The organism is Lacrimispora sp. (assembly GCF_046972725.1).
Lineage (GTDB): Bacteria > Bacillota > Clostridia > Lachnospirales > Lachnospiraceae > Lacrimispora.
In genome coordinates, this window is the sequence record NZ_JBKVXF010000005.1 from 115104 (window position 1) to 128898 (window position 13795).

Genomic DNA, 13795 nt, shown 5'->3' on the forward strand with positions numbered 1-13795 from the left:
AATATACCACCTTTTTGTTAACAAAAAATAATTAGTATTCTACTTTCCACATATATCTTCTTGTAGAAAGAGGATGTTGTCTGGAATCAGCCAATGCATGATTATAGACATCGTATACGTTATTAAATAAAGAGTGGTTAAAATAAGAAATTACAGATGCAGGAATCGTGGAAAGTCCTAAATCTTTTGCATCCAGTACTTCGAACCTCTTTCCATATTTTTTTAAGAATTCCAAAGCCCTTACATCCAGTTCTCTTGTGGGGCCCTCACTTATTTGAATCATAAAGGGGGACTGGGAATCTGTAATTTCAAAAGGGCCATGGAAATATTCCCCCGTATGAATACTGGATGAATTGATCCACTGCATCTCCATAAATATACAGATACTTTCCATATAGGCAGCACCATAACCCGCGCCGCTGCCCATGGTATAAATTACCTTATCATTTTTATATTCCTCTGCAAAAGCTTCTGCTCTTTTTTCCACATGCTTACGGGCTTGCTTAACGATTCCGTCAATTTTTTTTACACCATCAAGAAAATCATCGTAATTATCATATCCTTCACTTTGATTTAATATCTCAACTGCAGCCATCAGGCCTACAATTGTTTTTTCTTGTGCAATATCTTTATCATCACCAAAGGAGTATGAAACCACATAATCGGAAACTTTTGTGATTGGAGAATCCTGTGACCAGGTAAGAGCAACGACCGATATACCTGCTTTGTGTGCCAGCTCCGCCGCTTTTACGGTCTCCGGAGTATTTCCTCTGTGCGAAGCTGTAATAACTACTGTGTTTTTACCAAAGACCTTCGGGGTATTATGTATGAACTCATTACTGTTATACCAGCCAGTACGTATGGAAACCGACTCTGTCTCCAGAAAAACCTTTGCTGGATAAAAAGCACCCAGGGAACCTCCGCAGCCCACAAAATATACTTCTTTAATTCCACCATCACCCTTTTTCTTTTTAATTATTTCAGAAATAATTTCTTTTACAGTCATATTTTAACCTCCATTATTATTTATATAACGTATTATAACATTATATAAATAATAATCAAGTATTACGTAAAATATTTATTTATTGTTGACTATCATTATATAATGTTATATAATGTATTTATTAATTGAACAAACACTTTTTGGAGGTAATATACAATGACAGTCACAGAAATTGTTTCTGCAATAAATAAGGAGCATGAAAGCATCACTTCTGTTTTCTTTGTTGGTTGCGGTGCATCCATGTCCGAGTTATTTCCTGGCAAGTATTTTCTTGAGGCAAACTCCCGAAAACTACGGACCGGTATTTTCACAGCAAATGAATTTAATTATTCTCCCCCTATAGCGGTAGATGAATCAGCGATAGTGATAACCTGTTCTTTAAGCGGAACTACACCGGAAACGGTAGCGGCTTCCAAAAAGGCAATGGAGTTGGGTGCCACAGTCATCTCAGTTACACATGTCGAAGGCTCCCCCCTTGCAGTAGCTTCTCATTACCAAATCATTCACGGTTTTGAAAAGAATTACGCTGCAAAAATGGAAAAGATGGCAAATGTCCTTAGTCTTGCTGCAGAGATTCTCAATACTTATGAAGGATATAAGCATTATAATGAAATGCAGGATGGTTTTTCAAAAATCTACAATCTAATAGAGACTGCGGCCTCCTCAAGCCTGGCAGCCGCAAAATTATTTGCCAACAATTACAAGGACATACCGATTTTATATGTCATGAGTTCAGGGGCCACCCAGATGGTTTCCTACTCCTTTGCAAGTTTCCTCATAATGGAGATGCAGTGGATCAATGCAAGCGCATTTCACGATGGCGAATTCTTTCATGGACCTTTTGAAATAGTAGATAAAGATGTTCCTTATCTCCTGCTGATGAACGACGGTCCAACACGCGCTATGGATTCCAGAGCTCTCACCTTCCTGCAGCGTTTTGACGCAAAAGTTACAGTTGTTGATGCAAAAGATTTCGCTCTCAGTTCTCTCATTGACAAATCTGTAGCCGAATACTTCAATCCACTGCTCATCTCAGGCATATTAAGAATTTATGCGGAGCAGCTGGCCGAGGTACGTAAGCATCCTCTTACCAAAAGAAGATACATGTGGAAACTTGATTATTAAGCTAAAAAGCCTCTGTAAGACAATCTGCTAAAGGAGTACTTTTTCCCCACCTTTACGGCCACTGTCTTACAGGGGCTTTTTTTACAATAAAAGTTTGCCTATGAAATATTTTCAGGTTCCTGAAATTTCTTACCAAAACCAAAGGAGCCGTCAAGCTGACAGTTATGGGAAGCATAAACAGCCGCCTTATAAAGACTCGTCTTCACAATCAGATCCTTGTAGTCCTGCGCAGTAGTAATACCAAATCTTCCGGATCTTTCAGGAAAATCAACGGCGTATTTCATACCATCTATATAATTAATTAAAAAGCAGGTAATAAAGGAATCTCCTGCTCCCATAGTGTCTTTTGCTTTTACCATGCATGGTGATTGCCGGTACATTTTCCCATCTACAAAAACAAGTGCTCCCTTGCCCCCTCTTGTCGCTATGACAATATGCCTGCAACCAAAGGATACAATCAACTCTATCTGACTTCTTATTTCCTCCTGAGGCATATCTTCTCCGCATGACAAACTGGCGCAATCAATATAAGGGCAGACCTTTTTTAGATAATCAGAAGATGCATAATTAGAAAAATCCATTGAAAGGAACGGTACTGTTTTCCGTATCACAGGAAGCTGAGCCTCAATATGACTGAATATACTGGTATGAACAATATCATAATCCACCAGATATTTTTTATCAATATTGGTAAGTTCCAAGGGATGCTGATTGGAAATACCTCCTTTGTTACTTCCTATAAATACTCTGTCTCCATCCACAAGCTTTACCCTTGCAGCACCATTCTCCCCCTTCCAAAAACGGCATCTGGAAACATCAATCCCAAGCGATGAAATAGTTTCATATACATATATAGCCTCATTATCATCACCAAAATTACCTAAGTATGCAGATTCATATCCAAACAATTTTGCATACACAGCAAAGTTTAACGCATTTCCTCCCGGATACATGGTCATGGTATGCATGTATTTATCTACCACGTTGTCTCCTAAACCTAACACTTTAATCATTATTTCATCTCCCTTTTTTTGTTTGCTAAATTTGTCACGGCATTGCATTTACATATAAATAGACTGCACATTTAAGTCTGCCATAGTTTCAGCCCTTTACCGCACCTTGTGTAAGCCCCCGCACAAACTGTTTCTGCATACACAGGAACAAAAACACCATAGGAGCCGATGCAATTAAAATACCTGCAAGCATTACTACATAATCAGATTTTAAATCCCCCTGAAACGCCATAAGTCCCAAGGGAATCGTCATAATGGACTTGTTTTCCAGAAATACATTGGCAAATAGAAATTCGTTCCATACGAAATTTAAGTTTACAATTGCACAGGAAGCCAAAACAGGCTTACTAACCGGAATAATAATCTTGAAAAACCGTTGCAGACTGTTACAGCCGTCTACAATGGCGGCTTCTTCCAATTCTTTTGGTATAGAAATGAAATAGGCTCGAAGCAAAAACATAGTAAATGGGATGCGAAAAGCTATGTACGGCAGGATAATTGCCCATTGAGTATTATAAAGTTTCACTGTCTGCAAAATCTTATAGAGAGGAACTAAAGCAACCTGTTCGGACAATGCCATCCCTCCCAGCACCAGTATAAAGATAAAGTCACTTCCAGGAAGCTTGAACCTCGTTAGACCATAGGCCAAAAATGAGCTGCACAAAAGGATAAAAAACAGGGAAACTGCACTTACCAGGATTGAATTTTTAAAATAACTGAAAAGGCCTTTATTCCATGCCGTCACATAGTTCACAAACATCCATTTCTTTGGAAGAGCCATAGAATTTAGAAACATCTCCTGATTTGTTTTTAACGAATTGAGCACAAACCATATAACGGGAAAAATGATAATGCACACCAGAAAAATAAGAAAGGTATGTAACAATATCTTTAATGCAAACACCTTTGGATTCTCAGAACATTTCATTCCACACTCCTCCTTTAATCCTTACCAGATTTTGTGACCTTCAACTGTATTATAGATGCTAACACAGTAATTGAGAAAATTAATACACCGGTTGCAGCGGCCATGCCCATATCGTCATGCAGAAATGCATTTTGATAAAGAAACAAACCAAGGACCTGTGAGTTATTACCCGGACCTCCGCCGGTAGTCGAATATACCTCAGTAAACAATTTAAATGCACCGATAATTGTAATAATTGAACATACCAGTAATTGTTCTTTTGCGAGGGGAATTGATATACTGAGAGCTCTTCTTATAGGACCTGCACCGTCAATAACTGCTGCTTCCAGAAAATCGTCTGATACATTTTGAAAGGCAACCACCATTAACAGCGTAATATAACCGGTAAATTGCCACTGACTCATGGCTATGATACAGAAAATGGCAAGCGTTTTATCTCCCAGCCACGTCTGCTGAAATTGTTGAAGACCTGCATTATTTAAAAGAGTATTGAAAAGACCTACTTGTGGAGAATAAATAAAATTAAACATCAGCCCTACTGCTGTTAAAGAAATCAAGGATGGTATAAAGTAAATATTTCTATATATGTTTCTACCTTTTCCAGTTAGCTTACTTTCCAGCAGCAAGGCAAGAATGGTTCCAAATCCTACCTGAACAATAAGAGAAATAACACAATAGTATATGTTGTTACGAATCATAATTGGAAATACCTCATTGGTAAACAACCGTCTAAAGTTTTCAAATCCCACAAACTTCATACTTGACGAGTAGGAAGATAATCGAAAAAAGCTATACACACAGTTAACTATAATTGGAATATATACAAACCCCACCACCAAAAGAAGTCCCGGCAATATATATAAATATGGGGTAAACTTAAATTTCTTTTTCATCTGAATCCCCTCCTATTTAATACAGGGAGCGTTTTACGCTCCCTGTTAAGCTGATACTATAATCAAATTACTGGACCAATGATTGTGCTTCTTTTGCTGTTACCTGAACCTTCTTCATTGCATCTGCAGGTTTCACATCTCCATTGGTTATATCTGAAATTACTGTCAAATAAGTATCACATACGGTCGAATACAAGGAACTGTCAAACCATGGCCCCATTTCTTTTGCAGAAGAAATCACTTTGTATGCATCAATTAAAGACTGGTCCTTAAGACTTTTATCAATACCTTTAGAAGCATTAAACCAGCCTACTTCTTCCGCCTGTTCAGCACCAACTTCCGGTCCAAGGAACCATTTTAAGAATTCTACGCTTTCTTCTGGATACTTTGTCTTAGAGGAAATAACAAACCCTTCCGGAGAACCCGTAAGAAGTTCCGGATTACCAGGTCCTTCGACTACCGGAAAGTTAAACATGCCCCAGTTTAAATCGGCATTTTCCTGCTTAACATTTGTAATTTCAACAAGTTCAGCATACAGCATAGCCGTTTGTCCCTGAGTAAATCCTAGCCTTGCCATATCATGAGTCTGCCCATTTACACCAGTATTCATATATGGTACAAGCTGTTGATAATATTCAAGTGCTTTTACATATCCCGGATCAGTAAACTCACCTGTTTTAGGATCATAATCCTTTGCTCTGACATCATCTGCAACAAGCATTTGATTTAAAGTACCTACATAATGACATGCCGGCCACTGATCCTGGTTTCCCTCGGCAATGGGCGTAATACCAGCCTCTTTCAGCTTTTCACATACAGCAATAAACTCATCCCATGTTTTTGGAATTTTAAGACCTTCTTTTTCAAATATATCTTTATTATAAAAAAACAATTTACCATCGAGACGGAAAGGAACTCCATAAATCATACCATCTTCTGTTGTATATTCTTTCATCTGAGTAGTCAGAAGCGAATCCTTCCATTCAGGATCTTTATCCATATAAGGAGTAAGGTCCATAATCAAATTCTCACGGATAAATCTCTCAGAAAATTCCCCTCCCCAGCTAAAGAATATGTCGGGGCATTCATCAGAACCCACAACAACTTTAATCTTTTCTTTATATGGCTGATTCTGAGCACTCGTAATCTGAATATGAATGTCCGGATGTAAAGTTTCATATTCTGCTACCTTTTTTTCTATAAACAAATTGCTGGGATCATCAGGAAATCTATGAAACAATTTAATTACCTTCTTCTCTCCTGAAGAGGCTTCTGGGGAAACTTCTGCAGTATTTTCTCCTGAATTGGCTTTTGAAGGTTCAACGGTATTCCCACTGCAGGCAGTCAGAGACATTGCCATGAGACAGGATAATCCTGCACACATTAACTTTAGACTTTTTTTCATAATTTACTCTCTCCTCTCTAAATGTTACAAATATTTCTTTTATTACATGCAGTATTGGTATGTATATGTATTATTACAACTTAGATACATTATATTATGACACATAATAATTTGCAATAGTTTTTTTTCACAAATTGTAATTTTTATCACTAAACCAAATAATATTCCGTTTAATATAGCAAAAGTGACGAAAACTCAGAAAGTAAAGTTTTACTTTCAAAAATTATTCGTCACTCAAACTAACTTTTTATTTTATTAGAATCAAATCATCTATTAAGTCAATATTGTCAACTTATACCGCTCAGGATTGATAATCAATTTGCAGTAATGTATAACTTCGCCTTCCTCATTCATCACCTGGTCTTTGTGGAGAAGAAGTGCCTGCTCAACTTTCACATGCAGCTTTTCAGCCTCTTCCTTAGTTGCATAACATATCTCTACGGTCTTCACAGCATGGGTGGGTACGGTTTCATGCCTCCGCAAGATCGAATATATGGAGCCAGTTAAATCCTCTCCCATCAAATAAGAATACTTTGACGAAAAATAATTTTCTTCCAGCATAACTGGTGCATTATCACTCTTACGTATTCTGACAATTTTTATTACACGGTCATTTTCATTTATATGAAGATACTGGCTTATGGCAACAGAAGCTGACATCCATTCTAAAGAAACCAATTCCGTGGACGCAGTTTTTCCATCATTTTCACACATTTCCGTAAAACTTAAAAGCTTATTCATAATACGGTTCAGTTTCTTTGCCGCTACAAAAGTTCCAATACCCTGACGTTTTGTGACATACCCTTCATCTGCCAGTATCTCAATAGCTTTTCTAACTGTAATACGGCTAACATCATAAGTCTGGCTTAATTCCAGCTCTGTCATCAACTTATCATTCTCCTTGAGCTTTCCTTCCATGATCTGTTGCTTAATATCGTCTGCCAGTTGTTGGTACAGCGGGATAATTGAATTTTTATTCATGTTTCTCCTTCCCGTATTATTTATTTGTATCAGATATCTTATGATATTATAATAACATGTTTGTTTAAAAAGGACAATCAGGTTTTTCCATGAATACTACAATGGTTCTTGCCGGGACCAGGTAACGTCTTCCCTTTAATTCATTTTGATGTATATCACATAATGCTGTGGCATCCGTATGAAACACCACATGCCAGGATTTCCCCTCTTTCCGGTTTGGAAGATCGAAGGTATGAGGCTCCCAGTGCATGTTATAAACCACATAAAAACTTTCATCCTTTGTGCCATCCGGCTTCCCTGCGTATTCTCCGCAGTAATAGATCCCAAGCTGCCTTCTGAAATTCTCAAATTCCGGGCACCAGGCTCTTACGCCGTGGTAGGACATATCCGGAAGACCGCAGGTTAAGTAATCCATAAGTCTCGGCTCTTTTGGCATATGAAACACCGGATGTGCTTTCCGAAAGGCGATCAGAGCCTTTACAAAATCAAAAAGCTCCTGATTCTTCTTCCTCAAGTTCCAGTTCAGCCACGTCACCTCATTGTCCTGACAATAGGCATTGTTATTGCCTGACTGAGAATTACCAAACTCATCTCCTGCCAGGATAAGAGGGGTCCCCTGGCTCAAAAAAAGGAGAAGGAATGCATTGCGCAGCTGTTTTTTTCTCAGCTCCAGAACCGTCTTTCTTCTCGTTGGCCCTTCCGCTCCGCAGTTCCAGGAATAATTGCAGGGATTGCCGTCCTGGTTGTTTTCCCCATTTGCCTCATTATGCCTGGTGTCATAGGAAACCATATCCATCATGGTAAAACCATTGGTATTGGCCATATAATTGATGATGCCCTGATCCGCCGGATTTCTCCTGCTGCGAAAAGCCAGGTTCTTCATCTGGTCCTCGTCTCCCTTTAACACCCGGCGCATGTCCACAAGAAAGCCATCGTTGCACTCTGCCAGATGCTTTTTCCCTCCGTTCGGCTTCTCGCCCCAGGAACTGGAAATCAGTTTGATCTGGCTTAAATATGGATCATCTCTCAATATATCCAGAGGCAGAAAGCCTGCCAGATGGATTCCATCCACATGAAATTCATTTACCCAGAAACGGACCGCATCAAGGACAAAGGAAGCCGGTTCTTTTCCTGTGAAATATAACTCGGTAATCAATTCCAGCCCTTCTTCATGAAGAGCTTTCACAAGGCTTTTCAATTCAGTGGCCGGATCAGACTCCCCGGATGCAAAAGAGGCTTTAGGCGAAAAATAATATCCCGGACCATATCCCCAATAATTTATTTTTCCGGTGGGTTTATCCACACCAAAGGGATTTCCAGGCACAAGTTCCGGCATGATCACCTCCTGGAATTCATAGACCGGCATCACTTCCACCGCAGTGATTCCCAGTTCCTTCAGATATGGAATCTTTTCCATAATCCCCCCGAAGGTCCCCTTATATTTTACACCGGAAGAATGATGCTTCGTAAACCCACGGCAGTGCATCCGGTAAATGATGGTATCTTCATAAGGAATCTGAGGCCGCCGGTCTTTTCCCCAGTCAAACTCCAAAAGCTCTGCAGGAGAAAGCAAAAGAGACTGAGCCTGAGTCAAATCGCCCCACACCTCCCGGTTGGCAAACCCTTTCCCATAAGGATCAGAAAACCGTTTCCCATCGATTTCAAAACAGTAAAAAAGGCCGGAGAAGTCACCAGATACCGTCATGGAAAACACATTTCCCTGTCTCGTCTTAAGGGGAAACGAAAGAGCCTTAAATGGTTCCTCCTCTCCCTTTTGAAAAAGTAAAACACGGCAGTCTTCTCCTTCTGCAGCCACACGAACATGCACCCCACCCGGTACCTTGGTCAGTCCCATGGGAAATATTCCGTTTTCGGCTGTAATCCTGTACTGTTCCATACCTTTTTCTCCTCCGCCTCTTTTGTGCTGTTACTGGTTCTTTATCTGCTCTGCCAGTTCATTCAGGTACATCCAGCGCTCCATCTTTTCTTCCAGAAGCTGTTCTTTCTCCGTTTTTTCTTTCATCAGAGCATTCAACCGGCCGTAATCAGTGGCCGCTTCCGCGATCTGGCCATCTAAGGCTTCCAGACCTTCTTCCAGACCTGCGATCTCATCTTCAATGGTTTCCCATTCCTTCTGCTCTTTATAGGAAAACTTAAGCTTCCGTTCCAGCTTTGGCCGTTCCTTTGCCTTTTTTTCCCCGCTGTCCGTTTTCTTATGAAACGATTCATTGGTACCGGATAATCCCTCCGGGTATTTCTCCTGAAATGCCGCCTGATAATCCGTATATCCGCCTTCGTACTGGGTCACTTTCCCCTGGCCTTCAAAGGCAAAGATCCGGCGCACCACACGGTCTAAGAAATACCGGTCATGGGATACGGTAACAACGATTCCCTGAAAGCTGTCCAAATAATCCTCTAAGATGGTCAAGGTCTGGATATCCAGGTCATTGGTCGGCTCGTCTAAGAGAAGTACATTCGGTGCATCCATAAGGATCCGAAGAAGATAAAGTCTTCGTTTCTCCCCGCCTGACAGCTTATCGACCGTAGTATACTGGACGCTGGGCGGAAATAAGAACCGTTCCAGCATCTGGGAGGCACTGACACTGCCATCCTTTGTCTTTACATACTCTGCCACATTGCGAATGTAATCGATGACCTTCAAGCTGCCATCCATATCCTCGCTTTCCTGAGAAAAATACCCCATTTTCACCGTCTGGCCTATGGTCACGGTTCCGGAATCCGGCTTCTGCCATCCGGTGATGATCTTCATCAGTGTGGACTTCCCGCTTCCGTTCGGCCCGATAATGCCAATACGGTCATTTTTTAGGAAGATATAGGTGAAGTCTTTCATCAAAACCTTATCTCCATAGGCTTTACATATATCCTGAAGCTCCACGGTGGTACGGCCCAGACGGCTGGCAACAGAATCTAACTCCACTTTCTGGTCGAACTCCAGCCCCTTTTGGTCTCTTAGAGTCTCATAGCGCTCGATATGTGCCTTCTGCTTGGTGGAACGGGCTCTGGCCCCCCGCTGCATCCATTCAAGTTCAACCCTTAAGATGGATTGGCGCTTCCGTTCGGTGGCAGCCGCCATATCCATACGTTCTGCCTTCAGCTTTAAATAGCCCCCGTAATTTTCCTGGTAACTATAGAGTTTCCCCTTATCCAGTTCCACGATCCGGTTGGTAACGCTGTCTAAGAAATAGCGGTCATGGGTAACCATAAGAAGGGCTCCTTTGAACCGGCGAAGATAATCCTCCAGCCAGTCCGCCATGCTGCTGTCCAGATGGTTGGTCGGCTCATCGAGAACCAGCAGATCCACGGTAGAAAGCAGGACGCTGACCAAAGCCACCCGCTTTCTCTGACCCCCGGATAAAGTCTCCACCTTTGAGTCAAAATCCGTAAAGCCAAGCTTTGTCAGCATGATTTTTGCCTGGCTCTCCAGATCCCATACATGTTCGTGACCTTCATTTTCCCGGACAATGCTCTGTAAAATGGTATCACCATCATGAAATACAGGATTCTGGGATAAAAAACGGATATCCAGATTTCTTCCCTTTACCACATTTCCTTTATCCGGTACCTCAAGTCCTGCCACAATTCGTAAAAGCGTAGATTTTCCTGTTCCGTTGATGCCAATGAGACCGATCTTCTCCCCTTCATTGATGCTGAAGCTGGTATCGTCAAACAGCAGCCGTTCCGTATATGATTTTGTCAAATGTTCTATCGTCAGTAAATTCATTCCTTATCCTTCTCTCCTGTCTGTCCCATTACCGGATCACAAGCTCCACCGGACAGTGATCCGAACCCAGAACCTCTGTATGGATGGCTGCGCTCTCCAGCCTGTCCTTTAAGCATTCCGAAACGCAGAAATAGTCAATGCGCCATCCGGCATTTTTCTGCCTAGCACTGAAACGGTATGACCACCAGGAATACACTCCCTCCGTCTCAGGATAGAAATAGCGGTACGTATCCACAAATCCAGCCTCCAAAAGAAGGGAGAATCTGGCCCTTTCTTCATCGGTAAAACCTGCATTTTTACGGTTGGTCTTTGGATTTTTCAAGTCGATTTCCTTATGGGCAACGTTTAAATCCCCGCAGAAAATCACCGGTTTCTTCTCCTCCAGCCTTTTTAAATAGGCCAAAAATGCTTCTTCCCAGGTCATACGGTACGGAAGGCGGGCCAGCTCATTCTGGGAATTAGGTGTATAGCAGGTAACCACATAATACTCTTCAAACTCAGCAGCAATCACCCTCCCCTCCTTATCATGCTCCTCTTCTCCGATTCCGTAAGTCACAGATAATGGTTTCTCTTTGGTAAATATGGCAGTTCCGGAATATCCCTTTTTCTCTGCATAATTCCAGTACTGATAATAGCCGGGCGTGGGCAGGTCGATCTGCCCTTCCTGCAGCTTGCTTTCCTGTATACAAAATACATCTGCATCCACTTCATTAAAATAATCTAAAAATCCCTTCTCCACACAGGCGCGAAGGCCGTTCACATTCCAGGAAATCATTTTTTTCATCATTTTCACCTCAATTTATAGATAAATACAGTATACCATTTTCCCATGAATCCGAAAAGGGGGCTTCCGCATGAAACGTGCGGAAACCCCCAAAACCAAAAGCATCATCAACCCTAACGCTCAGTATTATTTATTCTCTTCTGCCTGTTCCTCCGTCAGAGTGAACACCTGTCTCTTACGAGCCATCTCATCACTTGCCAGATATTCGTCATAGGTAGTGATCTTATCGATCAGCTGGCCGTTTACAATCTCCATTATACGGTTTGCCGTGGTCTCAACGATCTGGTGGTCACGGGAGGAGAAAATAAGAACTCCCTGGAATTTTACAAGACCATTATTCAGTGCGGTGATAGACTCCATGTCCAAATGGTCCGTCGGCTCATCAAGCATCAGGACATTGGCACCGGAGATCATCAGCTTGGAAAGCATGCAGCGCACTTTTTCACCACCGGATAATACCTTAACTTTCTTTACGCCGTCTTCACCTGCAAAGAGCATACGTCCGAGGAAGCCTCGTACGTAAGTAGCATCCTTTTCCGGAGAATACTGTGTCAGCCAGTCAACAATGGTATCATCGTTATCAAACTCCGCCGTGTTATCCTTTGGGAAATAACAATGGGTCGTGGTAAGTCCCCATTTATAATCTCCTTCATCCGGCTCCATCTCTCCTGCAAGGATCTTGAACAGAACGGTCTTAGCCAGCTCGTTGGGCCCTACCAGGGCAACCTTATCTTCCCGGTTTAAGGTGAAAGAAATGTTATCAAGGACCTTTACGCCGTCAATGGTCTTTGATATGTTATTAACAGTCAACACCTCGTTTCCAATCTCGCGGGCGGGACGGAAATCAATGTAGGGGTATTTACGGCTGGAAGGCTTGATGTCATCCAGCTCGATCTTCTCTAAGGCACGCTTTCTGGAGGTCGCCTGCTTTGACTTGGAAGCATTGGCGGAGAAACGCTGGATAAAGTCCTGCAGTTCCTTCATCTTCTCTTCCTTTTTCCGGTTTGCTTCCTTCATCTGCTTTACCATAAGCTGACTGGATTCATACCAGAAATCATAGTTTCCTGCATAAAGCTGGATCTTGCCGTAATCAATGTCCGCAATATGTGTGCAGACTTTATTTAAGAAATAGCGGTCATGGGATACCACGATCACCGTATTTTCAAAATTAATAAGGAACTCTTCCAGCCATGCAATGGCATCCAAATCCAGGTGGTTGGTCGGCTCGTCCAATAAAAGGATGTCCGGATTGCCAAACAGGGCCTGTGCAAGAAGTACTTTTACCTTCTCCGCACCGTTTAATTCTCTCATGGTCTTATAGTGTAAATCTGTTTCAATACCAAGACCGTTAAGAAGGTTTGCCGCATCAGACTCTGCCTCCCAACCATTCATGGTGGCAAATTCACCTTCCAGCTCCGCTGCCTTGATGCCGTCTTCATCGGTGAAGTCTTCCTTCATATAGATGGCATCCTTTTCCTTCATGATCTCATAAAGTCTGGTATTTCCCATGATAACTGTGTCCAGTACCTGGCAGTCATCGTATCGGAAATGGTCCTGCTTTAAGAAAGAAAGCCTCTGCCCTGGTGTAATTACGATGTCACCGCCTGTAGGCTCCAGTTCACCGGAAAGAATCTTAAGGAATGTGGATTTTCCAGCACCGTTGGCGCCGATCATACCATAGCAGTTTCCCTCAGTAAACTTAATGTTTACTTCTTCAAACAAAGCTTTTTTCCCGATTCTTAATGTTACGTTATGTGCACTAATCATCTTAAATTTCCTTTCTGTGATCTGCTTATGAAAAAACTATAAAAAAAGGGCCTATAGACCCTTCCGTTGTCATCTCTCTTATTTTACATGAAAATCCCGAATTTGCAAGCCTTTTATCAAAAAAGCCTTGATTATCCGGGATTTCAGGGGG

11 protein-coding genes are annotated in these 13795 nt (G+C 41.7%); 1 reads left to right on the forward strand and 10 read right to left on the reverse strand.

The genetic code is table 11. The annotated features are described in order from the left end of the window. Window positions 1–31: 31 nt before the first annotated feature. Window positions 32–1006, reverse strand: a complete 975-nt coding sequence (locus tag ACLTWA_RS16175) for an SIS domain-containing protein (protein ID WP_412328929.1) — start codon at window positions 1004–1006, stop codon at window positions 32–34. Window positions 1007–1162: 156 nt separating this feature from the next. On the opposite strand from ACLTWA_RS16175, the gene ACLTWA_RS16180 reads away from it, so the two are divergent. After that, window positions 1163–2131, forward strand: a complete 969-nt coding sequence (locus tag ACLTWA_RS16180; RefSeq protein ID WP_412328930.1) for an SIS domain-containing protein — start codon at window positions 1163–1165, stop codon at window positions 2129–2131. Between the two features lie 98 nt (window positions 2132–2229). Here the strand turns inward: ACLTWA_RS16180 and ACLTWA_RS16185 are convergent, their stop codons facing one another. From ACLTWA_RS16185 to ACLTWA_RS16225, 9 genes are all read right to left on the reverse strand, one after another. Then, entirely contained in the window at window positions 2230–3144 is a 915-nt protein-coding gene (locus ACLTWA_RS16185) for a PfkB family carbohydrate kinase (protein WP_412328931.1), read from the reverse strand. An 88-nt stretch (window positions 3145–3232) separates the two neighbouring features. Next, on the reverse strand, window positions 3233–4072 hold the full coding sequence (locus ACLTWA_RS16190) for a carbohydrate ABC transporter permease (RefSeq protein ID WP_412328932.1): 840 nt from the start codon (window positions 4070–4072) through the stop codon (window positions 3233–3235). A 14-nt stretch (window positions 4073–4086) separates the two neighbouring features. Further along, complete coding sequence (locus ACLTWA_RS16195; RefSeq protein ID WP_412328933.1) at window positions 4087–4965, reverse strand: carbohydrate ABC transporter permease; 879 nt, start codon at window positions 4963–4965, stop codon at window positions 4087–4089. 67 nt (window positions 4966–5032) lie between these two features. Further along, the gene (locus tag ACLTWA_RS16200) at window positions 5033–6370 is read right to left on the reverse strand and encodes an ABC transporter substrate-binding protein (protein WP_412328934.1); all 1338 of its coding nucleotides are present in this window, start codon (window positions 6368–6370) and stop codon (window positions 5033–5035) included. A gap of 273 nt (window positions 6371–6643) precedes the next feature. Continuing rightward, window positions 6644–7351, reverse strand: a complete 708-nt coding sequence (locus tag ACLTWA_RS16205; protein WP_412328935.1) for a GntR family transcriptional regulator — start codon at window positions 7349–7351, stop codon at window positions 6644–6646. Between the two features lie 64 nt (window positions 7352–7415). Further along, window positions 7416–9248 (reverse strand): alpha-amylase family glycosyl hydrolase, encoded by a 1833-nt coding sequence (locus ACLTWA_RS16210; protein ID WP_412328936.1) that lies wholly within the window; start codon window positions 9246–9248, stop codon window positions 7416–7418. Between the two features lie 30 nt (window positions 9249–9278). Then, on the reverse strand, window positions 9279–11093 hold the full coding sequence (locus tag ACLTWA_RS16215) for an ABC-F family ATP-binding cassette domain-containing protein (protein ID WP_412328937.1): 1815 nt from the start codon (window positions 11091–11093) through the stop codon (window positions 9279–9281). Between the two features lie 28 nt (window positions 11094–11121). Next, window positions 11122–11877, reverse strand: a complete 756-nt coding sequence (locus ACLTWA_RS16220) for an exodeoxyribonuclease III (protein WP_412329102.1) — start codon at window positions 11875–11877, stop codon at window positions 11122–11124. A 126-nt stretch (window positions 11878–12003) separates the two neighbouring features. Next, complete coding sequence (locus tag ACLTWA_RS16225) at window positions 12004–13644, reverse strand: ABC-F family ATP-binding cassette domain-containing protein (protein WP_412328938.1); 1641 nt, start codon at window positions 13642–13644, stop codon at window positions 12004–12006. Window positions 13645–13795 lie beyond the last annotated feature (151 nt).

Bases quoted from the DNA above. Each gene is read 5' to 3' on its own strand.
- ACLTWA_RS16175 (WP_412328929.1), bottom strand. From the start codon at position 1,006: ATGACTGTAAAAGAAATTATTTCTGAAATAATTAAAAAGAAAAAGGGT.
- ACLTWA_RS16180 (WP_412328930.1), top strand. From the start codon at position 1,163: ATGACAGTCACAGAAATTGTTTCTGCAATAAATAAGGAGCATGAAAGC.
- ACLTWA_RS16185 (WP_412328931.1), bottom strand. From the start codon at position 3,144: ATGATTAAAGTGTTAGGTTTAGGAGACAACGTGGTAGATAAATACATG.
- ACLTWA_RS16190 (WP_412328932.1), bottom strand. From the start codon at position 4,072: ATGAAATGTTCTGAGAATCCAAAGGTGTTTGCATTAAAGATATTGTTA.
- ACLTWA_RS16195 (WP_412328933.1), bottom strand. From the start codon at position 4,965: ATGAAAAAGAAATTTAAGTTTACCCCATATTTATATATATTGCCGGGA.
- ACLTWA_RS16200 (WP_412328934.1), bottom strand. From the start codon at position 6,370: ATGAAAAAAAGTCTAAAGTTAATGTGTGCAGGATTATCCTGTCTCATG.
- ACLTWA_RS16205 (WP_412328935.1), bottom strand. From the start codon at position 7,351: ATGAATAAAAATTCAATTATCCCGCTGTACCAACAACTGGCAGACGAT.
- ACLTWA_RS16210 (WP_412328936.1), bottom strand. From the start codon at position 9,248: ATGGAACAGTACAGGATTACAGCCGAAAACGGAATATTTCCCATGGGA.
- ACLTWA_RS16215 (WP_412328937.1), bottom strand. From the start codon at position 11,093: ATGAATTTACTGACGATAGAACATTTGACAAAATCATATACGGAACGG.
- ACLTWA_RS16220 (WP_412329102.1), bottom strand. From the start codon at position 11,877: ATGAAAAAAATGATTTCCTGGAATGTGAACGGCCTTCGCGCCTGTGTG.
- ACLTWA_RS16225 (WP_412328938.1), bottom strand. From the start codon at position 13,644: ATGATTAGTGCACATAACGTAACATTAAGAATCGGGAAAAAAGCTTTG.